22 protein-coding genes, 1 tRNA gene and 1 other annotated feature are annotated in these 26,199 nt (G+C 34.6%); of the genes, 14 read left to right on the top strand and 9 right to left on the bottom strand.

Features of this window, described 5'->3' with window-relative positions:
- Nucleotides 1–3 precede the first annotated feature (3 nt).
- The gene (coaBC, locus tag D1B17_RS08660) at nt 4–1,194 is read right to left on the bottom strand and encodes a bifunctional phosphopantothenoylcysteine decarboxylase/phosphopantothenate--cysteine ligase CoaBC (protein ID WP_120142070.1); all 1,191 of its coding nucleotides are present in this window, start codon (nt 1,192–1,194) and stop codon (nt 4–6) included.
- Nucleotides 1,195–1,820: 626 nt separating this feature from the next.
- Here coaBC and D1B17_RS08655 point away from each other — a divergent pair.
- Nucleotides 1,821–4,451 (top strand): glycoside hydrolase family 3 protein, encoded by a 2,631-nt coding sequence (locus tag D1B17_RS08655; protein WP_120142072.1) that lies wholly within the window; start codon nt 1,821–1,823, stop codon nt 4,449–4,451.
- A 150-nt stretch (nt 4,452–4,601) separates the two neighbouring features.
- Here the strand turns inward: D1B17_RS08655 and D1B17_RS08650 are convergent, their stop codons facing one another.
- Entirely contained in the window at nt 4,602–5,150 is a 549-nt protein-coding gene (locus D1B17_RS08650) for an NADPH-dependent FMN reductase (RefSeq protein ID WP_120142073.1), read from the bottom strand.
- 315 nt (nt 5,151–5,465) lie between these two features.
- Between D1B17_RS08650 and D1B17_RS12695 the strand changes: the two genes are divergently transcribed.
- The 5 genes from D1B17_RS12695 to D1B17_RS08625 all read left to right on the top strand — a co-directional run bounded on the left by D1B17_RS12695 (nt 5,466) and on the right by D1B17_RS08625 (nt 9,128).
- Nucleotides 5,466–6,137 carry an RlpA-like double-psi beta-barrel domain-containing protein gene (locus D1B17_RS12695; protein ID WP_202239613.1) on the top strand — a complete coding sequence of 224 codons (672 nt, stop codon included), beginning with the start codon at nt 5,466–5,468 and terminating at the stop codon, nt 6,135–6,137.
- Nucleotides 6,138–6,454: 317 nt separating this feature from the next.
- Nucleotides 6,455–6,682 (top strand): DUF6290 family protein, encoded by a 228-nt coding sequence (locus D1B17_RS08640; protein ID WP_120142074.1) that lies wholly within the window; start codon nt 6,455–6,457, stop codon nt 6,680–6,682.
- A complete protein-coding gene (locus tag D1B17_RS08635; RefSeq protein WP_166806661.1) occupies nt 6,679–6,954 on the top strand; it encodes a type II toxin-antitoxin system RelE family toxin in 276 nt (91 codons plus the stop codon). The genes D1B17_RS08640 and D1B17_RS08635 overlap by 4 nt, the downstream gene beginning before the upstream one ends.
- Nucleotides 6,955–7,146: 192 nt before the next feature.
- The gene (locus D1B17_RS08630) at nt 7,147–8,142 is read left to right on the top strand and encodes a zinc-binding alcohol dehydrogenase family protein (protein WP_120142075.1); all 996 of its coding nucleotides are present in this window, start codon (nt 7,147–7,149) and stop codon (nt 8,140–8,142) included.
- A 23-nt stretch (nt 8,143–8,165) separates the two neighbouring features.
- Nucleotides 8,166–9,128: a 2-hydroxyacid dehydrogenase family protein gene (locus D1B17_RS08625; RefSeq protein WP_120142076.1), complete on the top strand. Its 963-nt coding sequence runs from the start codon at nt 8,166–8,168 to the stop codon at nt 9,126–9,128.
- Nucleotides 9,129–9,297: 169 nt separating this feature from the next.
- Here D1B17_RS08625 and D1B17_RS08620 read toward each other — a convergent pair whose 3' ends face one another.
- Complete coding sequence (locus D1B17_RS08620) at nt 9,298–10,074, bottom strand: Cof-type HAD-IIB family hydrolase (protein WP_120142077.1); 777 nt, start codon at nt 10,072–10,074, stop codon at nt 9,298–9,300.
- A gap of 98 nt (nt 10,075–10,172) precedes the next feature.
- On the opposite strand from D1B17_RS08620, the gene D1B17_RS08615 reads away from it, so the two are divergent.
- The 8 genes from D1B17_RS08615 to D1B17_RS08580 all read left to right on the top strand — a co-directional run bounded on the left by D1B17_RS08615 (nt 10,173) and on the right by D1B17_RS08580 (nt 21,066).
- Nucleotides 10,173–10,922, top strand: a complete 750-nt coding sequence (locus D1B17_RS08615; RefSeq protein ID WP_120142078.1) for a response regulator transcription factor — start codon at nt 10,173–10,175, stop codon at nt 10,920–10,922.
- Nucleotides 10,922–12,412 (top strand): sensor histidine kinase, encoded by a 1,491-nt coding sequence (locus D1B17_RS08610; RefSeq protein WP_120142079.1) that lies wholly within the window; start codon nt 10,922–10,924, stop codon nt 12,410–12,412. The genes D1B17_RS08615 and D1B17_RS08610 overlap by 1 nt, the downstream gene beginning before the upstream one ends.
- Nucleotides 12,413–12,568: 156 nt before the next feature.
- Nucleotides 12,569–14,437, top strand: a complete 1,869-nt coding sequence (locus D1B17_RS08605) for an SLAP domain-containing protein (protein WP_120142080.1) — start codon at nt 12,569–12,571, stop codon at nt 14,435–14,437.
- Between the two features lie 431 nt (nt 14,438–14,868).
- Complete coding sequence (locus tag D1B17_RS08600) at nt 14,869–15,816, top strand: sugar-binding transcriptional regulator (protein ID WP_120142081.1); 948 nt, start codon at nt 14,869–14,871, stop codon at nt 15,814–15,816.
- 423 nt (nt 15,817–16,239) lie between these two features.
- Nucleotides 16,240–17,256, top strand: coding sequence for a tryptophan--tRNA ligase (gene trpS, locus D1B17_RS08595; RefSeq protein WP_120142082.1), 1,017 nt, complete (start codon nt 16,240–16,242; stop codon nt 17,254–17,256).
- A 457-nt stretch (nt 17,257–17,713) separates the two neighbouring features.
- Nucleotides 17,714–19,585 carry a pyridoxal phosphate-dependent decarboxylase family protein gene (locus tag D1B17_RS08590; RefSeq protein WP_120142083.1) on the top strand — a complete coding sequence of 624 codons (1,872 nt, stop codon included), beginning with the start codon at nt 17,714–17,716 and terminating at the stop codon, nt 19,583–19,585.
- A gap of 137 nt (nt 19,586–19,722) precedes the next feature.
- Nucleotides 19,723–20,415, top strand: a complete 693-nt coding sequence (locus D1B17_RS08585; RefSeq protein ID WP_120142084.1) for a DUF554 family protein — start codon at nt 19,723–19,725, stop codon at nt 20,413–20,415.
- A 363-nt stretch (nt 20,416–20,778) separates the two neighbouring features.
- Complete coding sequence (locus tag D1B17_RS08580) at nt 20,779–21,066, top strand: hypothetical protein (protein WP_120142085.1); 288 nt, start codon at nt 20,779–20,781, stop codon at nt 21,064–21,066.
- Nucleotides 21,067–21,118: 52 nt separating this feature from the next.
- Here the strand turns inward: D1B17_RS08580 and D1B17_RS08575 are convergent.
- From D1B17_RS08575 to D1B17_RS08550, 6 genes are all read right to left on the bottom strand, one after another.
- Nucleotides 21,119–21,189, bottom strand: a tRNA-Trp gene (locus tag D1B17_RS08575).
- Nucleotides 21,190–21,353: 164 nt separating this feature from the next.
- On the bottom strand, nt 21,354–21,641 hold the full coding sequence (locus tag D1B17_RS08570) for a hypothetical protein (protein WP_166806660.1): 288 nt from the start codon (nt 21,639–21,641) through the stop codon (nt 21,354–21,356).
- Nucleotides 21,642–21,819: 178 nt separating this feature from the next.
- Entirely contained in the window at nt 21,820–22,089 is a 270-nt protein-coding gene (locus tag D1B17_RS08565; protein ID WP_166806659.1) for a hypothetical protein, read from the bottom strand.
- Nucleotides 22,090–22,241: 152 nt separating this feature from the next.
- Nucleotides 22,242–22,424 carry a hypothetical protein gene (locus tag D1B17_RS08560; protein WP_120142088.1) on the bottom strand — a complete coding sequence of 61 codons (183 nt, stop codon included), beginning with the start codon at nt 22,422–22,424 and terminating at the stop codon, nt 22,242–22,244.
- A gap of 127 nt (nt 22,425–22,551) precedes the next feature.
- Nucleotides 22,552–22,826 (bottom strand) — a binding site (T-box leader).
- A 149-nt stretch (nt 22,827–22,975) separates the two neighbouring features.
- Nucleotides 22,976–23,776, bottom strand: a complete 801-nt coding sequence (gene thiD / locus D1B17_RS08555) for a bifunctional hydroxymethylpyrimidine kinase/phosphomethylpyrimidine kinase (protein WP_120142089.1) — start codon at nt 23,774–23,776, stop codon at nt 22,976–22,978.
- 161 nt (nt 23,777–23,937) lie between these two features.
- Nucleotides 23,938–25,920, bottom strand: a complete 1,983-nt coding sequence (locus D1B17_RS08550; RefSeq protein ID WP_240704394.1) for an LTA synthase family protein — start codon at nt 25,918–25,920, stop codon at nt 23,938–23,940.
- Nucleotides 25,921–26,199: the final 279 nt, after the last annotated feature.

The following is a 26,199-nucleotide window of genomic DNA, read 5'->3' as shown; positions in this document are numbered from 1 at the left end:
TTGTTATCTATGTAAATAAAAGTCCCAGAACTTTTTAGCAACATCAACTTTTGACATCAGAGGCCAAGTCTCTGGTTGTTTATTTTTTTGTAATAAAGTAATGCGGTTAGTGTCAACATTAAATCCAGCACCCATTTGAGAAACGTTATTAGCTAAAATTACATCAGCATTTTTGCTGGCTAATTTTTTCTCGGCATTAGCTAATAGATTTTGAGTTTCGGCCGCAAATCCTACAACAAATTGGTTCTTTTTAGTTGCAGCGACGGTTTTTAGAATGTCAGGATTCTTAGTTAATTTTATAGTAAAGACGTCATTATCGGCGTTCTTCTTAATTTTCTGGTCAGCCACGTTAATTGGTTTGAAATCAGCGACTGCTGCTGCCATAACTAAGACGTCGGTATCAGGGAAAGTATCTTGTAAATGTGTCATCAACTCGTCAGCGGTTTGAACATGAATAATATTGATACCACCAAGATTAGTTGCGACAGTTGTAATTAGGGTCACTTCAGCACCGAGATCACGGGCAATTTTTGCCATTGCCAAGCCCATTTTGCCGGAAGAACGGTTTCCAATAAAGCGAACAGGATCAATCGTTTCTTTAGTGCCGCCAGCGGTAACGATAACATTTTTACCAACTAAGGGCTTAGGTTGGAAGACTTTTTTTATAGCTTCCATAATAACAGGAAGTTCAGGTAGACGCCCCTTACCAGTCATACCTTCGGCCAAAAAGCCTGTTGTAGGTTCAATCACGCGGATTCCCATTGTTTTCAATGTTTCTAAATTACGTTGAACAGCGGGATTGTCGAGCATGTCAGTATTCATTGCTGGAAAGACTAATTTTGGAGCTGTCGTAGCCAATAAACTAGTCGAGACAATATCATCCGCTAAACCATTAGCCATCTTTCCAATAATGTTGGCAGTTGCCGGCACAACAATAGCTAAGTCAGTCCACAAAGCTAATTTAATATGAGGAATAAAATCATCAGAACTAGTTTGTGGTGTAAAGTTATCAGTAATGACGGGACGCTGGCTCAAAGTAGCAAAGGTTAATGGTGTAACAAATTTTTGGGCAGCCGCTGTCATTACGACTTGAACTTGAGCTTCTTGTTTAATTAATTCACGAACGATGTTTAATGATTTATAAGCAGCAATGCCACCTGTAACGTAAACTGCGATGTGTTTATCTTTAAGCATTATTTCACCTCAAAAAGTATATAAATGTTTCAATTTTAATTTAAGCGCTTACTTAAAGTGTAGATTATTTTAGAATAAAATACTAAAAGTAGTAGGTAATTTTTAGATTAGACAAAGAAGTAAAGTTTGGGGGGAACAATACGCACATTTGTCTTCTATAATTATATGATACTATTCAAGTATTAGGAGGAAACCAATGAATATTTATACTGCAGATATAATTTTGTTACTATTATTAATTTCGATTTTCAATAATCCATTATTAAACGTTTTTCAGGCTATAGGTTGGAGTTTTTTGTTCAGTGAGACCTTTATTGGAATAATCCTTGTTGTTATTTTATTTATATTGCATAAGTTCGTTCTGAGAAAGTATATTTTTAAGAAAAAATAAACGATAGTGGTGCTAGTTAGTTGTGCCGTCTCCAATAGCAAGAAATTTTGGTCCCCATAGCGACCAAAATTTCTTGCTATTTCGGCTAAGGTCTATCTTCAAATTAGTCTGATAAGAATCTATTCTTATACAGATAGATATTTATTAAATTATAGAAAAATAGACTGATACCACGCGTTAATTATAAAAAGTGTAAAATTAAGGTAACTACATTTCCACCAAAGGAGAAGTACAGATGGAAAACGATATTTCACAACGAGAATTAGAAAATCAAGAGTTAGCTAAGACAGCCGCTGAAGAAGCCATTGTTTTGCTACAAAATAAAAAACAAGTATTGCCATTACGTAATAAAACTGTTGCTCTGTATGGACATGGTGCTTTTGCCACTGTTAAGGGTGGTACCGGGTCCGGTGATGTTAATCAACGTAGTGTGGTTAATATTATGCAAGGACTGGAAAATAAGGGTTTTACCATCACGTCAAAATCGTGGTTAGCCCGTCTGCAACGTTTTTATCAACAAGAGAAAAGTGCTCATGATGATAAGTTAAAAGATGATCCCATGGCCCTACTAGCGCCAGCTTTTAATTTTAAGGATCCAGAAGTTGCTGAATTTGAAGATGCTACTACTGGTATTTATGTCATTTCACGTAGCTCAGGTGAAAATTATGACCGTCGTAATCATAAAGGTGATTTCCGTTTAACTGATAATGAATTATCCAATATTCAACGAATGAGTGAATATTATACTAACAGTATCGTGTTGCTGAATGTCGGTGGCGTGATGGATACGAGTTTTATAGATAAGTGTCCGATGCTTGATAGTGTTGTACTAGTTTCACAATTAGGGATGACAACTGGTGATGCCGTTGCTGATATTTTGGATGGCACCAAGAGTCCCTCAGGAAAGTTGAGTGATACTTGGGCTTATTCATATCAAGATTATCCAACCTCTGAGAATTTTGGAATGTCTAATCCCGAATACGTTGAAGGTATTTTTGTGGGCTATCGGTACTTTGATAGTTTCAACGTAAAACCAAGATTTGAATTTGGCTATGGCTTAAGTTATGCCAATTTCTTCATTAAAACTGCCAAAGTTAATGTCAATGAAAAGCGTATTCGTCTCCAAGTTAATGTGGAAAATACAAGTGAACAATTTTCTGGTCAAGAGAGTGTTCAAGTTTATGTTTCCAAACCGCAGACTGATATTCCAGTACCATATCAAGATTTAGTTGAATATAGTAAAACAACCAATTTACGTCCTCATGCCCAACAAACATTAGAGTTTGAAGTTCCAATCAATGATTTGCGAGTGTTTGATACAAAATTAGGCGCTTATGTGATGGTTCCTGGAACTTATTTGGTCAGAGTTGGTAGTAGTTCTCGAAAAACGGATGTTGTTGCTAGTTTCAAGCTAGATGAGAAAGTTATTTTGGAAAAAGTGGAAGACGTTCTCAAGCCTAGAGTTGACCCTACTACTTTATTGAAAGGCTTGGTACCTTTGAAACAGGTCAGTGGCGTGCCATTCTTTATTTTGAAGGCAGTCAATTTTCCAGAAACTGAATTTATTCAATACCAAGAAAAATCTGATGTGACAACTTTTGTAGCTGAACGTGAGAATTTGCCAGGTAAAGGTTTAGATCAAGTAATTGAACACGTTCGTAATGCTGAAGGTAAAACTTTAAAAGATGTCGCTAATGGTGATGTTGAATTAGCCGAATTTATCGCTAGCTTGTCCGAAAGAGAGTTGGTTGATTTAGTTGAAGGTCAAATGTCTTCAAGTGAAAATAATATGGTTGGTATTTCATCTGATTTGGTACCAGGTGCGGCCGGTCAAACTGGAAAAATCAATTCTAAACGTATTCCGGCAGTAGTGATGGCTGATGGTCCGGCTGGTATTCGAGTGGACCCCGTTTACGAAAGAAATCAACAGACGATTACTCACTATGCGACGGCATTTCCAATTGGCACTGCCTTGGCACAAACGTGGAATAAGGATCTAGTTGAAAAAGTTGGTTTCGCTGTTGGTACCGAAATGAAAGAATTTGGCGTTGATTTATGGTTAGCGCCGGGGATGAATATTCATCGCGATCCACTTGGTGGTCGAAACTTTGAGTATTTTGCGGAAGACCCATATCTTTCAGGAACAATGGCGGCTTTTGAAACTAGAGGTGTGCAAGCCCACGATAAAATTGGCGTAACACTCAAACACTTTATAGGAAACAATCAGGAAAGCTTCCGTAATTTTGGAAATAGTGTAATTGGCGAACAAGCATTACGAGAAATTTATTTGCGTAACTTTGAAATAGCAATTAAACTTGGCCAACCAATGGCAATAATGTCATCGTATAATCGAGTTAACGGTATTTTCTCAGCGGCTAATTTTGGTTTGTTGACAAATATTTTACGTGATGAATGGCACTTCAAAGGGGCCGTGATGACAGATTGGTTCAGTGCAGCCAATCCTAAAGAGAGTATGCACGCTGGTAATGATTTGATTATGCCCGGTAGTTCTAAGTCAGAATTGATGAGTGCGGTCACTGATTTTGGCCCTGAATTTGATGCTCAAGGCAATATTAAGATTAAAAAAGATTATGACTTATTGAAAAAGCAATTTGTTGAAACAGAGATGTGGAATGATTTCATCGTCGATCCTGATGGAGAAGTAATCGTTAAAGTCCATGTTGGCAGTGACTCCAGATTAAATGATCGAGTTAAGAACTGGATTTATGGTGGCGAAGCACAAGTAATTGATGATGAACATATTTTGTTAACTGGTAAATGGGAAGATAATAATGATTTATATCTTGGTGATTTGCAGAAGTCAGCGATTAATGTTTTGAAGTTAGTATTACAACTTAAGTTTTAAATTGTAGTGTCGCTTAAAAGAAGTTCATTTCGACTCGTTTATTTGTTTCCTTACAATAAAATCTACATTGAAACTGTAAGTTTTTGAGTATATGAAAAAGGAACTCCGATTTTTAAATTGGAGTTCCTTTTTATGTATAAAAATTTAATTTTAGTATCTATTTAGTAAAGCAACATAAGCATCAACGATACTTTGTAAGAAACCAACAGTACCTTCAGCCACGTTACCATCTTCATCAAGAATCTTTGTAACGTTTCCGATGTAAGCTTCTGGTTGTTGCAATGTAGGCATGTTCAAGAATACCAATGATTGACGTAGGGCATGGTTAGCACCGAAGCCACTGATAGCACCTGGTGAAACGCTGACAACAGCAGCTGGCTTATTGTCCCAAGCATTTTCACCATAAGGGCGTGAACCAACATCAATAGCATTCTTTAAACCACCAGGAATTGAACGGTTGTATTCAGGTGTTACGAACAAGACACCGTCAGCAGCTTTGATTTGGTTTCTAAATTCTGTATATTCAGCAGGAACTGTTTCTGGTGTATCAATATCCTCACTATATAGTGGCAAGTTACCGAATTCCAAAAATTCGAGATCGTAGTCACTAGGGAATAGTTTCATCATATTCTTAGCAATTTGTTTTGAATATGATCCTTTACGTAAACTACCAACAACAACAGCAATTTTCTTTGACATATAAAATACCTCCATCACTTTCGATATTTCTAAATTATCACAAAAAAATTTATTCAACAAATATTTGTTCTCGCAAACAAACATTTTTTTATTTTAACGTAATCGGTTACAAAAATATTGATAAATAACTCACAATATGTTAAAATTCGTCACTTTGTGTATTTATCAATAAAATATTTAGAATTATTTGACCCTTATTACGAAAGTATTACAAAATATGGACTTAACAGATTTTTCTTATTATTCCTGTAATATGTTTGTTATATTCATCTTGTATAGTTGCCTCTGGTAAACATAAAACCGGGGAGAGATTAGTTGCTAAAGCAAATTAAATTAGATGCACTACTTATCATTAGTTTGATAATTACAGGGGGTATGGGATATTCAGTTGCCTATGCTGCAGATTCATCATCAAGCCAAGTAAGTAATACAACAGATTTTCAAAAGACATTGACTAACTTGGAAACAAAGCAAGCAGTCAGTGGCGATGCTTATACACTAAATAAAAAAGTATCGTTATCAGACAATAAGGAATTTATGCCTGGTATCAGTCATAGTGAAAAGGATCCAAATATGGGGGACGTCACATCACAATCAAATGATCAAGATGTTGACCACGCACCAGTCCAAACTTCACAACCTGAACAAATCGAAGAGTCACAACAAGCTATTACACAAGCGGCCGCAGAGCCACCAGTCGAAATGCAATCAACAGGTAGAAATGTTGGTACATTTAAAATCAGTTTTTATGATCCAGCTGTTTTAGGATCAGACATGGGTTATTCAGGAGTTGCCACAAATCTAAGTGTGATCCCACGTTGGTCACGTTTGAAGATTACTACAGCTCAAGGGGATGTCTACTACCGTACCGTTAATGATACGGGTACATTTGCCTATGACAATCCATACCAAATCGATATGGCAATGCCAAATAGTATGATTCCTTCATACGGAATTACTAGCGCTACTGTTGAGATTATTGGTTAATACATTTGAATATTGAGAGCTGGACAAAACATGTTCAGCTTTCGAGCATAAAATAATGGCGTTAGTAATCCGTTTTTGGATTGCTAGCGCCATTTGCTTTAGGCGAAAAAAACTATGCTTTGTTGCACGGTTATGCTATATGTTTAAAGACAATAGTGGTTTTGTGCTAAAGTCTTTTTGGTACATTCGGGCGGGGTTATTCGTTATTCTTAATCCAAAGAATAATATTGAAAAATTTCTTTAGAAGTTTAATTGCCTTTTATTGTTTTAGTAGCACTTTGGTGCTACAATAAAAATGCTGAAAGTGAGGTAGTAAAATGACAACTAAAACTAAATCATTACGGATTAGTTCGGATTTGAATAATGCAATTAATGATTACTTAAAAGTTACGGGTGAAAGTTTTAATAGTTTTGCTGAATCCGCTATGGCAGACAAAATGGAAAATCTCTTGGACCTTAAAGACTATAAAGAAGCTATTAAATCAGATGATGGTACACATTTTACTATTGACGAAGTAGCTAAAGAATTGAATATTGATTTATGATTTATAAGGTAGAATTTACAAAAAGTGCTTTAAAAGAACTTAAAAAACTTGATAGAAGTGTGTCAAGAGTATTGTTACTTTGGATAGATAAGAATCTAGAAGGAACAACTAATCCTAGAGAACATGGTAAAGGTCTGGTGGCTAATCGCTCTAGTGAGTGGCGTTATCGGGTTGGTAAGTACAGAATATTAAGTAAAATTGATGATGATAAAATAATTATTGAAATAATTAAAGTAGGTTTGAGAAATCATGTTTATAAAGAAAAAAGATGAAAAGCCTGGTTCTGTTAATTACTATTAATTGATAATTGTTCCATATTCTAAAGTGTTATTGGATAATCAAAACGATTATCTAGTAACGCTTTTTTATTTGTTTAATTTTCAAATCCTTTACCGGGGGATAAAAATTTTGTTAGTAACGTATTTGTTATAGAATGAAGTTAACGTGAAAAGAAGGTTGGATAAATGAAAGCATTTGGTGTTACTAACGATAAAATAGATAGTTTAGTAGAATTTGATAAAACTAAAGAAGCACCAACTGGGCGCGATTTGCTAGTTAAAATTGAGGGTATTTCGATTAATCCGGTTGATATTGCAACTCGTAGGAAGATTGCTGGAGAATTATCAAGTCCAAAGATTTTGGGCTATGATGGCTATGGTGTTGTTGAGGAGATCGGTTCCAACGTCAAGAATTTCAAAGCTGGTGACAAAGTTTTCTTCGCTGGAGATTATACACGTGATGGTTCATATCAAGAATTTGAAGTTATTGATGAACGAATAGTTGCCCATGCACCTAAGGAAACTTCGATTGAAAAAAGTGTGGCTATGCCTTTAGTAGCTCTGACGGCAAGCGAGCTACTTTTTGAGAAATTACAAATCAATCCCGCTGTTGATAATCGGGCTAAAACCATTTTAATTATCAATGGAGCGGGTGGCGTTGGTTCTATTGCTACTCAATTGGCTCACTTAGCCGGTTTAAGAGTAATTGCAACTGCCTCGACACCAGAGAAAGTAGAATGGGTCAAAGACCTCGGAGCGGACCTTGTAGTCAATCATCATAAAGATTTAATCAAACAAGTTCATGATTTAGGAATTGAAAATGTCGATTATATTATTGGTTTGAGTGATAATGATCCGCACTGGAAGGAAATTGTTGAATTGATTAAGCCATTTGGGACCTTTGCGACAATCACTAATTTGAATGAATCAAAGATTGCTGATTTGAAGGAAAAGTCGGTTAACTTTGCTTGGGAGTGGATGTTTACCAAAGCTAAGTTCAGACTTGATTCCATGTCAGACCAAGGAGCTTATTTAGAAAAATTAGCTGCTGGTTTGGATAGTGGTATGATTCATTCAACTGTGACAAAAGTTTTCCATGGGTTTAACTTGGAGAATATTAAGAAGGCTACTGAATTAGTTGAAGCTGGTCATATGATGGGGAAAGTTGTTGTTAAAGCTTAGATAATCAATTGAGGAGAAAAATTATGGCAAATGTTTTCATAACAGCCGCAATTCCACAGGCAGCTTTAAAAGTTTTGCAAAATGCAGGCTTAAATGTGGAAAGTTATACTGGCAGTGATTTGATAACGAAAGATGAGTTGATCAAAAAGGTTGCTGGGAAAGATTATTTGATCACACCTCTTTCAACTCAAGTAGACCAAGATGTGATCGACGCTGATCCACAATTGAAATTGATTGCGAATTATGGAGCTGGTTTTAATAATATTGATGTTAAATATGCTCGTGAAAAAAATATTCCTGTAACCAACACACCAAAAGTTTCAACAACTTCGACGGCAGAAGTAACGACTGGTTTAATTATTTCCTTGGCACACCGCATTGTTGAAGGAGATAAATTGATGCGGACAACTGGTTTTGCTGGTTGGGCACCATTGTTTTTCTTAGGTCATGAATTGGCTGGAAAAACATTAGGTATTTTTGGAATGGGTCAAATTGGTCAAGCGGTAGCCAAGAGAATGGCTGCTTTTGATATGAAAATTATTTATACCCAACGTCATCAATTAACACCGGAAATTGAACAAAAATTGAATGCCAAATTTGTATCAATGGAAGAATTGATTAAGCAAAGTGACGTTTTGACATTGCATGCACCTTTAACTCCGGAGACCAAGCACATTTTAGGGACTGAGCAATTCAAACAAATGAAAAATTCAGCCTATTTAATCAACGCTTCCAGGGGTCCAGTGATTGATGAAGGAGCTTTATTAACTGCCTTGCAAAATCACGAATTAGCTGGAGCAGCTTTGGATGTTTACGAAAAAGAGCCCGAAGTGGCAGCTGGTTTTAAGAAATTAGATAATGTCATTTTGACGCCGCATATCGGTAACGCTACAGTAGAGGCTAGAGATGCAATGGCAAATATCGTGGCAAATAATGTTGCTTTGATGAATCAAGGCAAGGCACCATTATATGTAGTTAATGATTAACTAAAGGAAGTTAGAGTATCATAATTTAAAGCCTATTTTGAAACTTTCAACTTTTATTAGATGAATAACAAAAAAACGTAATCTCCAGTTTTGTGTACTGAGGATTACGTTTTTTGAGTTCAAAGTTTTTGTTTAAGGATGAAATCGTTTTGTTCACAAGAACAAAAATCTAAATTAAATCAAAATGCTTTAGTCCCTTAACAATACCACCGTTAACGTTTTCAGTGGTAACATAAGTAGCGGCATCTTTAACTGAATCTATACCATTACCCATGGCAATACTGTAATCAGCAAATTTGATCATTGGTAAGTCATTTGTGCCATCACCAAACGCATAAGTAGGCTTGTCTTCCAAATCCAAAGCTTTCAACAAGTGTTGAATTCCGCTCATTTTGGAAACACCTTTAGCTACAGTATCGATTGAGTAATAGCCAGTATTGTAAAATTGCAATTCGGGGAATTTTGTTTCGTAACTTGAGCCGTCACCATCTGTTAAAATAACAAACATAGGGATATCATCTTTTTTATAAAAATCGGCATCAATTTCTGGAACGTCGAGTCGTAATTTATGGAAGAATTCCTTGATATATGGTGTGTCTCCGCTCAAGAAAGTTCGGTCCGGTGTATGCATATAGACTGTATCGCCAGATTTATGAGCTAGTTCCATAACATCTTTTACTAGCTCAGGAGCAATATTTTTTTGGTAGACAACGTTGTCTTGAGATTGGACAAATGCCCCATTTAAAGTAATATAAGTATCAATACCGGTTGTACTTGTGACAGCGTCAATTTCAATTGGCGAACGACCAGTACAAATAACAGGTAAATAATTGTTTTGTTCGACTTGATGAACTGCTTTTGTAACAGAGTCATCAACTTGAGATTGAGCATTTAATAGGGTTCCGTCTAAATCAAAAAAGACAGTTCCACGATAATTCTTTTTCAAAAGATCACCAACTTAATTTTATTTTGTATACTTACAATATGGTAACAATTATCAATGTAATGAGATAGTCAAATTCTTAAAAACTTGGAGTGATATTTATGAAGATTTTAATGATAGAGGATAACAAATCTGTCTCGGAAATGATGGGTATGTTTTTCCAAAAAGAAAAGTGGGAGGCAAGTTTCGCATATGATGGTAATGAAGCGGTCGATATGTTCAATGAGGACCCCAATAAGTGGGATATGATCACATTAGACCTTAATTTACCGGGCAAAGATGGTATGGAAGTCGCAAAAGAAATCCGTAAAGTTTCCAAAACTGTTCCTATTATTATGTTAACAGCTCGAGATACCGAAAGTGATCAAGTCTTAGGCCTTGAATTTGGAGCTGATGATTATGTAACGAAACCATTTAGCCCAATTACTTTGATTGCACGTATGAAAGCCATTCATAGACGTGATGAAAACTTGGCTGAAAAGTTAGCTGAAAGCACTCCTGTCAACGCTGAAGTTGAAGAAGCTGATGATGGATTTGATATTAATACTGGCTTTTTCAAGTTAAATTCTAATACACGTGAAGCCTACCTAGATGGTAAAGAGATTCCAGATTTAACACCGAAGGAATTCGACTTGTTGAAGACTTTGGCAAGCAAACCAAAACAAGTTTTCTCACGTGAACAATTGCTAGAACAAGTTTGGGATTACGACTATTTTGGTGAAGAGAGAACCGTTGATGCGCACATCAAAAAACTTCGTCAAAAGATTGAAAAAGTTGGACCACAAGTTATCGAAACAGTTTGGGGTGTCGGCTACAAATTTGATGATTCAGGAGTAAAAACTAAGGCATAATGAAATTAATTTATCAAAATATGCTGAGTTTTTTGATCGTTATTTTAACGACTCTGGGGATTATTTTGTATTCCGTAACTAGTGCCTCAACGAGTTGGGAATATAACCGGACATACAAAAGTTTGGAAAGTTATGCCGGTAATCTCGAGAAGATTGCCTTAAAGACTGATCCGAAAACTGGGCAAATTCATAATATTACAGGTGACAATATTCGTACAGTTGAACAAGTTTTGTCGGAAAGAAATGTTCAATTTGCGATTTTTGACTACAATAATAACCAAGTTTATCCAACACCTCCAACTAATGTTAAGCTCCATTTAAAACAGTCTTATTGGAAGAAATTAAAACAAGGTAAAACGATTCGCAATATTCAAAAGCCACAAAATACTGAAGGTAATCCGCGACTTAGAAAAGATGATAATCGTAGTTATGTCTATGTTCTAACGCCGTGGTTCCAAAATGGTAAACTGATTGCGGCGGTTTGGGCAGGATCAGATGTTTCTGAACTACAGACAAATATCGGTGAAATTAACAGTCGTTTGTATTTTGCACTATTGATTTCCTTGTTGGCAGCGATTATTTTGAGTTTCTTGTTATCAAGATATCAAGTCAACCGAATTAATCGTTTACGTGGTGCGACAAAACGAGTTGCTAATAATGACTTTTCCGTTCAAATTGAAAGTAAAGGTCGGGATGAGCTAGATGATTTGGCCGATGATTTCAACCAAATGGTTAAATCACTAGAAGCTTCTGATACTGAAATTAAGCGTCAGGAGCAACGCCGTAAGGAATTCATGGCCGATGCATCTCACGAAATGAGAACGCCGCTTACGACAATCAATGGCCTTTTGGAAGGATTAGCTTATGATGCTATTCCGGAAGAGTCTAAGGGTCAAAGTATTCAATTGATGCGTAATGAAACTAAGCGTTTGATTCGACTAGTTAACGAAAACCTTGATTATGAAAAAATTCGGACCAACCAAATTACAATGGCAAAACGGGTCTTTGATGCCAATAAACCATTACATGATATTACTTCACAATTGGAGAAAAAGGCACAGACTGCTGGCGATGAATTAATTCTCAAACCATTTGATGGTGAGCTACAAACATACGCTGACTATGATCGTTTTGTGCAAGTGATTTTCAATATCATGCAAAATGCTATTCAGTTTACTAATAATGGTCAAATTTTTATTAGTGGTGTTCGAAATGAAGAACGTCACGCATCCGTCTTTACCGTTTCTGATACTGGTATTGGGATGTCCGAAGATCAAGTTAAGAACATTTGGGATCGTTATTATAAGGCTGATCCGTCACGTAAGAATCGTAAATATGGCGAGTCAGGTTTGGGACTTTCCATTGTTCATCAATTGGTTGAAAATCATGGTGGTGAAATCGAAGTTAAGAGTAAGTTAAACGAAGGAACGACCTTTATCGTAACTTTATTTGATGAGGGATTCGAACACAAGCCAAATAAAGAAAATTGAGTTAGAATATAGTTACAAAACGTATTCAGACTCAAGACTAAACCAAAAAATTTTTTAATAAGTAAGGCAAGTTTGTCTTCAATCTGAGAGCTTTGTTTAAGGCTCTTTTTTTGTTTTTCAGAATCATTGGAACCTATAGAACTGGGGGAAAAGATTATGAAACTTAGAATGAATAAATTTACAATGGTTTGCGCTGTGGTTTTAAGCAGTGCGGTTTTGTTTGGTACTAATAGTGTTAATGTTCAGGCTGCCGGTGATGGAGCTGGTAGCACTATTGCAGTCAACAAAGATCAATCTAAAGAAGATGGATATGTTGATGGTGAAACTGCAAGTAATGGTAATAATTGGACTGGAATGTCTTGGGCAGTATATAAAGATGAAAATAACGGTGATTTACAATTGAGATTGGGTAATCCAGATGCAACAACTGTGGAAAAACTAGGTCAATCTCAGGGTACTGCCGATTTTGATTGGATGAAATATGCAAGTAGAATAACTTCAGTTGTAATAGTTGGTAAAATAAAAGCCAATATTTATCAGGAGTCTGTGTTCGAAGGCTTAGATAATGCGAAAACAATTTCAGGGCTTAGCTTATTTCAAACATCAGATACATCTTATTTTCAAAATATGTTTAAAGATGATGCAAAATTGGAGTCATTGGATATTTCGAGTTGGGATATGTCTGCTGCGAAATATACAAACGACATGTTTGTGGGGACGCATTTATCTTCACTTACTTTAGGGCCAAATAGTGTTATTAGAAATTCGACATTGACACCAGAATCAACTGACCCGTTTAGTTATAATTTAAACGGAAAAACATACATGGCTAATGGCTGGAAGGATGTAGCTGACACTTCTAGCAGTCCTCAAGTCATCTCAACACAAGGTTTGATGTCTAGGTATACATTGGGTAGTGACAGTAGAACTCAAACAACATGGGTTCCAAATAGAATACTTGAAAATATTAAATATCATGTTCAGTATGTTGATAGTAGTACTGGGGAAGTTTTGCCAGTTAAATCGGACCAAACATATGATGGAGTTACTGATGATAAACCTGTTGATTTAGCGACAATAACAAATGATAAATTAACACTTGGTCAAATAATTCAATTACAACCAGGGTATTCGGCAGATTCTGTTGAAAATAAAACCGGAGTTATTGAAGATGATGGCAATGACGGGTATGTAGTTAAAGCCAAGATTAAGAAATTGGATCCAGTTAATATTTCTGTTTCTCAAACGGTAGGTTCTGATAAGCCAATAGATCATTCATTTAAGGTTCCTGTAAATGATACTAGTTATAAGTATGCAGACATTGCCGATCCAGCAAATGCAACAATTGATTTGAATAAATCGACGATAAAAATTGGTGATAAAGATGCTGAACCCTTTGCAAAATATTCTTCTACTTCCAAGGATTTGAATTCAATCTTATCTGCCGCAATCACTAGTCAGTATAATAAGTCTAATGTTTTTGGAGATGATTCAGCTGGTACAACTCCAATAACCGTAAATGCTGTTTATACAAAGAAGAGTACAGGTGGCAGTAGCAGTAGTAGCGGAAGCCATCACAACAGCAATAACAACAACGAAAGCAATACCGAAGATAAGGGTGGAACCACAACGGAAGTAAAACAAACAATTTCTACAACAAATAAAGATGTTAACTTGTATGATAAAGATGGTAAATTGATTACTGATAGGGTTTTAGCTGAGAATTCAGCTTGGTTTAGTGATCAGACATATGATTTAAATGGTACGTCGTATTATCGTGTCGCTAATGGTGAGTATGTTAAAGCTAGTGATGTTTATATTTATACTGCCGAAAATCATATTATCGATGTCAAAGGCAAGTCAATTGTCTTCATGGTTGATTCAAATGGTCATAAGGTAACCAATCGTGCTCTAGGTCCTAATAGTGAGTGGTATAGCGATAGATACACGATTATCAATGGACAAAAGTATTATCGTGTTGCAACCGATGAATTTGTCAGTGCAGCTGATATTGCACTTTTGTAATAATTAATAGGCTTAGTGATTGCAAAGATTTTACACGTTAGTAAATATAATGATGAACTAGCTAGTTTTCAGAAAATTGATGGATTAGTTGCGGATAGTAATAATTGACCCTTTTCAATGATTTATTGAGAAATGTATTTATTCTATGTTTGGAGGAAAGAACCTTATAAGTTGAAAATGGTTTTGCACTATGAAATAATTGCAAATTTGAATTATTCTTGAAAATTTTAAAAAAATTACATATAAAATGAAAACTAATTTAAAATAGATTAAACTTAAAAAATTCCACAATTATTATTTAACTGTGGAATTTTTACTATCTTGTCTTTTGACATATGATTTAATATATTACAGTATAGGAATGAATATGGATAAATTTGCGTATAACTGTGTATAGGGAGCTGATATTGGAAAAGAAGGGAGTTTTTTTTATGGAAGATTTTGAATCAAGACGTATGAAAAATGCATTAAAAGCATCACGTTATTATTACGAAAATAATTATGATCAAAGTAGGATTGCTAAGGAGATGGGGTTATCTCGACCCACTGTATCAAGACTTCTTCAATATGCTAAGGACAACGGATATGTACAGATTAAGATAATAGATCCTTTTAGCAATGTCGGATCTCTCGAAAAACAACTTAAAGAGAAATACTCGTTGAAAAAGGTGATCGTTACTAATACACCATCGAATGAGTATCAGACAATAATTCAGAATATTGGTAAAGCTGGAGCAAAATATTTAGAAAGTATTGTAAAAGATAATGACTCAATAGGAGTTTCCTGGGGAAGAACGTTAAGTGAAGTGGCGAAAAACCTTTCACCAAATAATAATCCACAGGAAAACGTCAAGATCGTTCAGATTAAAGGTGGGGTCGCCCATTCAAAAATGAGTAACTTTGCTCTCGAGGTTATTTCTAAGTTTTCAGATTCATTTCACACAGTTTCTGAAATTTTACCATTACCAATAATTTTTGATACCGTTGAAACAAGTGAATTAGTTCAAAGGGATACACAGACAAAAACTATTATGAATGAAGTGTTACAAACTAATATTGTTGTCTTTACTGTGGGAACTGTAAGGGATGACAATATGATGTTTAACCTGGGTTATTTAAGTGACAATGAAATCTCAAGTTTAAAAGAAGATGCTGTTGGTGATATCAGTTCTAGGTTTATAAATTCAAATGGGGAAATTGCCAGTAAAGAAATAAATGATAGAACAATAGGTATCTCTCTTGATAATTTAAAACATAAAGAACATTCAATTTTAATTGCTGGAGGGGAGCATAAAGTTGCTCCCATTAAAGCAGCACTAGCAGGTGGTTTTGTAACGGATTTGATAACTGACAATTTTACGGCATTAGCATTGCTTTAATCATTATGTAATATAAGACAAAAATGAAGTATTGACTTATAAAAATATAGTGTGTAGTATATCAGCTGAATCAAGGAATAATCTTTTAGCATACGAAATATGTTTCAACCTTTGAAATAAAATTCACTTAGTATTGAAATTTATTTCAAAAAACTCTTGACTAAATAAATGGTTAGTGATTATAATGTGGCTAATGAATGATATTAGTAGTTCAGCACAGGAAGTTTCCGGTAACTGAAAAGGAAATCAGGAATGAATTGGGTCATTCTCTTACTTAAAAGATTTATTAATATAAAATAATTAAGTGGTAATTGGTGGATGTAAATCCAATAATTACAATTTAGGTGGTACCGCGGTTAAGCCGTCCTATTCTTGTGTAAGAGTAGGATGGCTTTTTTATTAACTAAAAAGGGAGAGAGAATTATGGATAAAAAGATTGTTTTAACAGGGGATCGTCCCACAGGAAAACTACATATTGGACATTATGTTGGTTCACTTCGTAATCGTGTTAGAATGCAGAATGACGGAAATTATAATATGTTTGTAATGATTGCTGATGTTCAGGCACTTACAGATAATGCTAAAAACCCTGAAAAAGTAAGAAAAAGTGTATTACAAATTGCCTTAGATTACTTAGGGGTAGGTCTTGACCCAGAGAAAACAACCATTTATATTCAATCTCAAATTCCTGCACTTTCAGAATTAGATATGTATTACATGAATTTAGTCACAGTTTCTAGGCTCGAGAGAAATCCTACCGTTAAATCTGAAATTCAACAAAAGAATTTTGAACGTTCTATTCCAGCAGGCTTTTTAACATATCCTGTTAGTCAGACAGCGGACATTACAGCATTTAAAGCAAGTCTAATTCCAGTTGGTGATGATCAAGAACCAATGATGGAACAAGCTCGTGAAATTGTGAGAACGTTTAATAGTACGTATGGTGATGTTCTTGTTGAACCTGAAGGAGTATTTCCACCAAAAGGACAAGGCAGAATTCCTGGTATTGATGGTAATGCTAAGATGAGTAAATCACTTGGAAATACTATTTATCTTTCTGATGATGAAGATACGTTAAGACAAAAGGTTATGTCAATTTACACTGATCCTGATCACGTTCATGCTGAGGATCCAGGAAAAGTTGAAGGAAACGTTGTTTTTACTTATTTAGATATCTTTGGTAAGGATAAGGAAAAGATTCAAGAAATGAAAGATGAATATCGCCACGGTGGTCTTGGTGATGTTAAAATCAAAAATTATTTGTTTGACGTAATAAACGAAGAATTAACGCCAATTCGTAACAGACGTGCCGAGTATGCTAAGGACCCCACTGCCGTATATGAAATGTTAGAGAAGGGTAGCGCCCAAGCTAATGTGATTGCTAATAAAACTTTACAAGAAGTAAAGGAAGCGATGGGTATTAATTACTTCAAAAAATAAAAAATAAGTGAAGTAATAAGTGATTCTACATGGATAATTCCAACGTTTAATATGATATCACAGTTAAAATAGTTTATCTATATTCTCCTGAATAATGCTTTCAGCCTTATGTGTATCAATTCGGTAATGATCATCTACAGGTAAGCACAATATGAAGGTTGTCTTCACCAACCTTCTGTTATACGCACTTTATGAGTAATTGTTAGATAAAATCATAATTGCGTTGGAATTGTAGGATTAACAAAAGAACCATACCAATAAACTGGTATGGTTCTTTTTTGATTTTTTTAATAAAAATTTTATGAGCAAATTTATGGACATATATAGGTAAGAATGTTTTTTGTTATTATTACTTAAGAAATTATTTTCATCAGTGGCATTGACTAATGTAATAAAAGTGATAATATTCTACTCGTAAGCGATTTCAGAGAGAAGTTTAAAAAGAGGAGATTGTATTATGGAAAAAAAAGATTATAAAGATATGGATTTATCTGCTTACTTCATTGGTCCAAAAGGGGAAAATGCAGATCTTTTCAAAGAACTTACTGAAAAGTTAATTAATGAACATGTTGGTTATCGTCAAAACTTTAATTCTGACGATGAAAATTCAATTAGTGAATCCGAAAAGATTACACCAGAATTCAATAACGCTGTTGTAAATATGAAAGAAACCTTGAGTGAATTATCCAGAAAAATGCGTGGTGGTTCAATTCCTTGGACAACTGCTGGTCGTTACTTAGCACAAATGGATAATGAAACATTGATGCCCGCTATTTTAGCTTACAATTTTGCGATTTTATGGAATGGTAACGGAGTTGCCTGGGCAGGTAGTCCTGCATCAACTCTTATGGAAGAGGAAGTTGGTCAAGATCTTGCTAAATTAAATGGATATAAGAAAAATGGTTGGGGTTACGTTGCAACTGATGGTTCAATTGCTAATGTTAGTGCCTTATGGATGGCTAGAAACGTTGCTTCAATTCCATTTGCTGTTAAGGAAGTTTGTCCGGAACTTGTTGAAGGTAAGTCTGAATGGGAACTTCAGAACATGTCTGTTAAAGAGTGTCTTGATTTATTAGATAAGACTGGCGATAAGAAGAATGATGTTAAATCACGTTCTGCACGTAGTGGCCAAAACCTACAAAAATTGGGTAAATGGTTAGTACCGTCAACAATGCACTATTCATGGCAAAAAGCACTAGATATTACTGGGGTTGGTGAAGACAACCTTATCGTATTACCTGTAGATGATCATTACCGAGTTGATACAGATAAATTAGAAAGCATTATTCAAGAGAATGTAGATAAGCATATTCCTATCTTGGGTGTAGTAGCTGTTGTTGGTTCCACTGAAGAAGGAGCTGTGGATCATGTTGACAAGTTCTTGAAAATTAGAGATAAGTTCCGTAAACAGGGTGTGGATTTTGTTGTTCACGTTGATGCTGCTTATGGTGGATATGGTAGAACTGTTTATATTGATGAAAACGGTGAATTCATGCCATATGATCAATTGGAAGATGCATTCAAGAAATACGGAATCTTTACTGAAAATAACCAATTCTTGAAGAAAGATGTATATAACGCCTATAAGGCAATCGGAGAAACTGACTCTGTTACTATCGATCCTCATAAGATGGGATATGTACCATATGATGCTGGTGGATTGGCAATTGCAGATACGAGAATGAAAGATACTCTTACATACTACGCACCTTATGCATTTCAAGAAGGAGTTGCTGTGCCAGCTTCAATTGGTCAATTTACTCTTGAAGGTTCTAAGGCTGCAGGTTCTGCTGCTGCCGTTTGGACAGTAAATCGTATGATTCCACTTAATATTTCAGGTTATGGTCGTTTAGTGGCTCGAACTTTATTTGCTGCACGTAGATTTGCAGATTTATTTGATGGACAAAAATTTGAAGTCAAAGGAAAGACAATTGTTTCTCATGTAGTATATGAGCCTGATTACAATATGATTGATTGGGTATATAAAGAAGAAGGTAATAATAGTCTCAAATCAATGAATGATTTGACGCAAGCCTTGTTTGAATATACTTCATCATCAAAGGGTGGAGACCTATATAACCTTGATTTATTGACTTCAGATAGTAACTTTAGTCCCGAAACATATGGTGATGCTCCTGTTAAATTTATCGAATCATTAGGAATCGATGGATCTGAATATCATACAGAAGGTAAGATGGAAATCTTGCGTGCTTCTATGATGTCCCCTTGGATTTATGATGATAAATCATTTGATTACTGGGCACCAAGAATTACTAAAGCTATTCAAGGTAAATTTGAATTGATTTCAGAGCATGAAAACATTCTTTAATTTACATGAAAAATAATTATTAATATTGAATAGTAGCTCAGAATAAATAATTTAGGAGAGCTCTTAATGTGGAGTTCTCCTTTTTTAGTATTAATTTTGGTTTATTTAAATCTTAAATACAAAGGTTGGGGATAATTATGTTAGCTAGTTTAACTGGTACATTTGTAGATGCCGGGGGCGTTATCATTGCCTCAATTTTAGGTAGTCTAATAGGAAAGAAAATGAATGACAAGTACAAAGGAATCCTGCTTGCCATACTGGGATTTATTGCTTTCGGTGTAGGATTTGAAAGTTTAGCTGTATATATGCCTAAATCAAAATACGCAATTCTGTTTATTGTTGCATTGGTTTTAGGTACTGCTCTAGGTACACATTGGGACTTGGAAGATCGTATAAATGGATTGACAGCTGGTAAATCAGCGGGACTAGGTAAGTCAATAACAACCGAAGTGATTCTGTCGACACTTGGTGCTCTTCCAATTGTTGGATGTATCATGGCGGCCACATCGCATGATTTCACATTTTTGTTTGTTAATGCTTCGTTGGATTTTGTTATGGTAACAATTTTGGCGGCTGCTGATGGTATGGGTATGATGATTTGTGCTCCTATTATCTTCATCTATCAATTTGTTATTATTCTAGTTGCTACCTTTGCAAGAGGTGCTTTATCAGATCCATTTATTACAGAAATTGCAATTCTTGGTGGATTTATGGTTGCAGCATCAGGGCTTAGCTTATTACAGCTAAAGGATTTAAAAGCTGCGAATATGATGCCAGCTCTTTTAATTCCAATTATCTTTTTCGCGGCTAAAGCGTTATTACATTTTTAGTGCTTGAATATTTAGTTAGGTATAGTTGTTCAGTGAATGTTAATAGGTAACGGTTTATATACAATAGTAGAAAAGTACAAATTCTTCCTTCGAGATATATTATTTAAATAGATATAATTGTTATTATTTTTAAACATTTAATTAAAAATCAGCTATACGTATAATATATTCAACTTTTAGATTGAACTTTATGAGGAATCATGTCTGAGTTATATGATTCCTTTTTATATGTGATAATCATAAGATAAGCGCTAAACAAAATAGCGAGAGAATAAGAGAATTTGCATTACCTGACGTGTATCTTTTTTACACTGATAGTAGGTTAAAATAATAATAATTTTATCCAATTAAGGGGGAATTACGATGTCTGAAATTAGCCCTAAAATGATAGTATATGATACTGACTTAGTATTAAAAATTAGAAAGTCCAGTGAAGTTAAAATAAACGAACTTAATTTTATAGTTAAAGAAAATGGAAAAAATCATTATTGGAACAGAAAGGTGACATTTGAAATATCTGATTCACCAGAAATAAATTTGAATAGTGATGGTGTTCTAAGATTTCTAGATATTGCAGGAAATAGGGTTGGAATTTCATTAAATTTATTTGAAAAAATTAACGAAATTTCATTAGATAAGTGGCGAAACTAAAAAAGAGTATTCAGAATCCTCTTATGATTCTGAATACTCTTTTTATAATTGACAGGGATAGTAGGAATTGAACCCACACTGACGGTTTTGGAGACCGTAGTTCTACCTTTAAACTATATCCCTATGTTTGGATATATTGTATGGAAATAATGCTCAACCATTTATGAACATAGTTTCATTCTATCCATTCATTAAATTATTTGCAAGTCCAATATAAAATTAATTTGGGTAAACATAAAAACACTGAATTCAATCATTATGTAATTGGATTCAGTGTTCAATTTTTATTAAAAGTTTAATGAGTTTGAATAGTCTTTACGTAACCCTTTGTTGTTCAAAGTTGTTTCATTATTATTTGATTTTGAAGCATATTCACTGATAGCATCAATTATACCCGCAATTTCAGAAGGGGTTTCTTTCTTTAATCCCAATGTGGATATAATATCATCCAATTGATCAGAGGTTACTTTGTTGTTAAAAATATCTGTAAATAACTGTTTAGCTTCATCATATGTTAGATTTTCATTTTTATTTAATTTGTTTAAAATCATTTCGACCATAGTTGGTTCCTCCAATTTTTCTTTATTTTATTATATGTGGTATTTAATAGCTGCCATTTAGAAGTTCAAGGAGTTGGAACGTAATCCATCTTTATTAACAGCGTCTCTATGTAAATTAATATCTTTGGTAGTGTTTTTATTGTTATAATTTTTCATAATGATTTCTCCAGTTTAATATGAATAATAGATTTTTTTAGAAATTCAATGAATTTGAGTAATCTTTGCGTAGTCCCAGTCTGTTTAGGACAACCTTTTTAGGGGTGGATAATGAATGAGTTCTTAAAGAATCAGCAGTACCAGCAATTTCGGATGGAGTTTCCCGTTTTTGTCCTAATAAGGTGATAAAATCATTTATTTGATCCGTAGAAGCATTTCCACTAAATATTTCATCAAATGTTTGCTTTGTTTCCTTGTAGTTCAAATTTGTGTTTTCGTTAAGTTTTTTAATAGTATATTTAATCATAATAGTTTTCTCCAAATCCATTTATATTTTTACTTGTGAAAAGTTTAAGTTAGAAAAATTGTTTCGTAAGTTTAATTAACTTATATTTTGCCATCGTTTAATATCTGTCATAAGGAAGTCCTCCGTAATAAGCATTTAGCATTTAACGATCTTCATCTATGTAAAACATAATAAATAAGGGAAGAGTGGTCCGCATGTTTGTTAATTAAATCATGTAATTCTGAGACAAATGTTGCATCATTCTTATATTCGTCGTAATTCTTTGCCAAATTTTTCAATTCCGTAGCCAAATTCAATTCGTTTAGATTTGTTGTTTCATTTTTTAATTTGTTCATTTTTAGTTCCTCCAAATTAATTTTTGGTGTTTATGTATATATTAATTTGAAATTTGCCATCGTTTTTCTGTCATAATAAGGGACCTCCTGAGAATAAAAAAATCCGCCCATAAACGTATATACAACGTTTAAGGACGGATAACCGCGGTGCCACCTTATTTTAATGAATTAATAGCTTGAGAGTACACTAAAGAAATACTCATATCCTATCAATCCATTACTCTTAGCGAGAGACAAACATCTCTCCGACAACTTACGTATGCCTAACGTTCTCTCGTACTCATAACTTTTCGGAGAGACCCTCGATGGTCCATTTAACTATCTGCGTTCGATTGCCATTCTCAGCACCGGCAACTCTCTGGGCGTGCACGATAATCTTGACTTCCATCTCATTGGTTTATGGACGAATTTATTTTGTTGAGTCTTATACTAATTCCTTAATAACCTTTTGTCAACAAAATAAATCATAATAATTAATTACAGTGCGTATATTAAAAAGAAATAATCTGATTAATCGCTGATATGACAGTGATTAATCAGATTATTTCTTTTTAATATTTTACAAAATGATTTACAGGACCAAATTTATGCCCAACATCAATTTCATTTTTAATTGCTTTGTAAGTAAAGGATTTGGCAATATGGATTGATTGCTCCATACTTTTTCCTTTAGCTATCTCTGCCACGATGCAAGAGGAAAGTGTGTCACCAGAACCATTTATATGAGTTGTTTTGACAAATGGTTTAGATACCCAAAAAGAATTACCATTCTCCAGTAGTACATAATCCTCTACATTGTTTGTAGTATTAGCAGAATGCTTACCTTTGATCAAAATGTTTTTAGGTCCAAGTTTTTGTAAAATTTGTGCGGACTTTATGATTTCACTTTTATCTTTTAATTCTAGACCGGTTAATTTTTTTGCCTCGTAAAAGTTTGGTGTTATTAAATCTGCAAGTGGAAATAATTCATTAATCAAACTTTGATATGCATCTTTTTCGAGTAACATTGCGCCATGCTTAGTGATAATGACAGGGTCCAGTACAAATATACCAAATGGTTTGTCTTTAATCTCCTCAGCTATTGTGTGAATTATTTCTGAATCTGATAACATACCTGTTTTAAAAGCAGTCACCTTGAAATCCTTTTTTATATCGTTAATTTCATTTTTTATAAATTCAACAGGCATGTTCACACTATCATGAATTCCATAGGAGTTACCTGCGACGGCTGCAGTTAAAACGGACATTCCATATACACCACGAGCCATGAATGTTTTTAGATCAGCTTGTGCTCCGGCACTTCCATCGGAATCTGATCCGGCGATTGTTAATACTTGAGTAAAATTATTCACTTTGGTCACCTCATCTACTTAGTTTCATATACTAATTGTACCAACAATGTGGATGAAAAGGTTTACTCCAACGAAAATAATTTCATTATATACTTAACATAATTTCTGAGGGCTCAATCGTTAATATAAAGTTAAATTAATGATTGATTCTTCTTTAATATCTACTTTTTATTTAAATATGACCAACTATCAATCGGTGTGCGATCATCTTGCAATTGAACCGAATCAGTGGTGTAGAGATCAGTCGTTGATTTGTTTCCATTTTGAGAATAGAGACTGGTTGATTTATCACCTAAGTCATCACGTAACTTTTCCATTTGTTGGACTTGATCCTGATAGGAGTAATTAGTTGGATTGACCGGTATAAATCCAAGTGGGGTATAGAAACGTAGTAAATTCTTGTTATTGACATTATCAGAAGTCTTTAGCTTCAAATCCACTCGTTTTTCCCAATTGTCGACTTTGGTTAATAATTCTGGATTATTACGCATATCAATTTCTTCGCCAGTTTTATTCGAATAGACTTGTGCTGTATCACCGTTTCGATAAACAGTGTAGTTTGGTGTAACGAAATCTTTATTTCTGAAAGCGACGAGTTGACTGTGATTCTTAGAGAAGAGGTCGGTTCCCATTTGGATATACTGATCAGTATTGATGCCGGCTAAATGTAATAAGGTTGGTAAGACGTCAATTTCACCGCCATAAGTATGTTTAATACCACCTTTTAGTCCGTTCATGTGAATCATAAAGGGAACACGTTGCTTTTGAGTTGTATCAAATTTGGTCCAAGTCTCGGGAGTTTTACCAAAAAGCACTGAAGCTGGCTTTCGATCCTTACTATCTTGACCATTTCCTAGTCCATAATGGTCACCGTAAAGAACAACCATACTGTTTTTATCAAGACCAGTAGCTTTCAAATAGTTGAAAAATTCTTCAACTGATTTATCCAAGTAATGTGCTGTTTTGAAATATTGATTAACCTTAGAATCAGGATTATCAGTCGATTGAAAATCACCATTATCTTCATCGGAAAATTGATAAGATTCGTGATTAGTAACCGTTAGAAATTTAACGTAAAACGGTTGTTGCATTTGTTCAAGATACTTAACGCCTTCAGAGAAAAGTATCTTATCCTTGATGCCGTATGTATTGAGCGACTGAGTGTCAGGAGTTGTATGGTCGTAATAACTTTGATCAAAGAAATAATTATAACCAAGATTCTTGTAAACAATATTACGACTCCAGAAACCACCAGTATTCCCATGAAAGACGGCGCTGGTATAACCCTTTTTCTGAGCTAAGATGGCCGGAGCTCCTTGGAAAGTATTTTCAGTTCCCAGTTTGGTGAAAAACGAAGTTCCCGATGGCAGTCCAAATAGTCCTGACTCTAACATTGTTTCAGCATCACTAGTTCGTCCTGTTCCGACTTCATGGAAGAAATTGTCGAACGAGATAGTATTCTTGTCGCCATAGAGACTATTCAAAAACGGTGTAACTTCTTCACCATTAGGTAATTTAAAATTGATTAAAAATTGTTCAAAACTCTCAAGATGAATAATAATGATATTTTTGCCGTTAGCTTTGCCAAAGTAAGCAGGATTTGGAGCCGCGTAATTTTTTTTGTTGTAATCTAGAACATTGTCAATTTCCGTTTCGGTGGCATTGGAACGGACCTGATCATTTTGTAGCGAACGAATTGAATCGTAGGGCAAAAAACTATTGATACCAAGATATTTAACGATATAAGAGTGGTCAAAAGTTCGCCCAAGCAATTGCGGCCGATTAGCTTCAGAACCTGCTAAATCAGCTGAAAAGAGCATTAAGCCTAAACATGTTGTTGCCACAGCATTGATCTTTCGAAAGGGTCGTTTATCAATTTTGATGAAATGGATTGTAAATAAGGCAATGATTAAAATAAAATCAATCAAATAAATTGCATCGCGAGCTTGAATCATCCCCATAGTTGTGGTGCCCAGGCCTTTAGCAACCTTACTGACACCAGTGATTGATCCAAAAGAAATAAAGTCCGAAAACTGTCGATAATATAAAACATTACTGTAGATGAAAATAGAGTCAGCCAAGTAAATTATGCCCATAACTAAATAGGAAAATTTAGCACGATTAATGTATAAAGCTAAACTCATTAATAAAACAATCGTAGCGAAGGGATTAACCAAAGCAAAAAATGTTGTAGTAAATTTTCTAATCCCAACGAAAAATCAACGTAATACGCTGTGATTGTTTTTAACCATAAACAAAGAATCAGCAAACTCATAAAACCGATTCTGGTGTTTAGGATGGATTGAATTTTTTTCATGATTTTCCTCATAACTAAATTAGTTCAATGACACGTGGCGCTAGTTAAATGTTCCACCTCCAAGATTTCTTGCTCTTTCCGGCTAGTTCGTTTAATCAATAATGAA

The sequence above is a fragment of the Companilactobacillus zhachilii genome (genome assembly GCF_003606365.2).
In the GTDB taxonomy this organism is placed as follows: Bacteria; Bacillota; Bacilli; order Lactobacillales; family Lactobacillaceae; genus Companilactobacillus; species Companilactobacillus zhachilii.
Note: the sequence above shows the minus strand (reverse complement) of the source record. Positions and strands in the feature narration are given on the sequence as shown.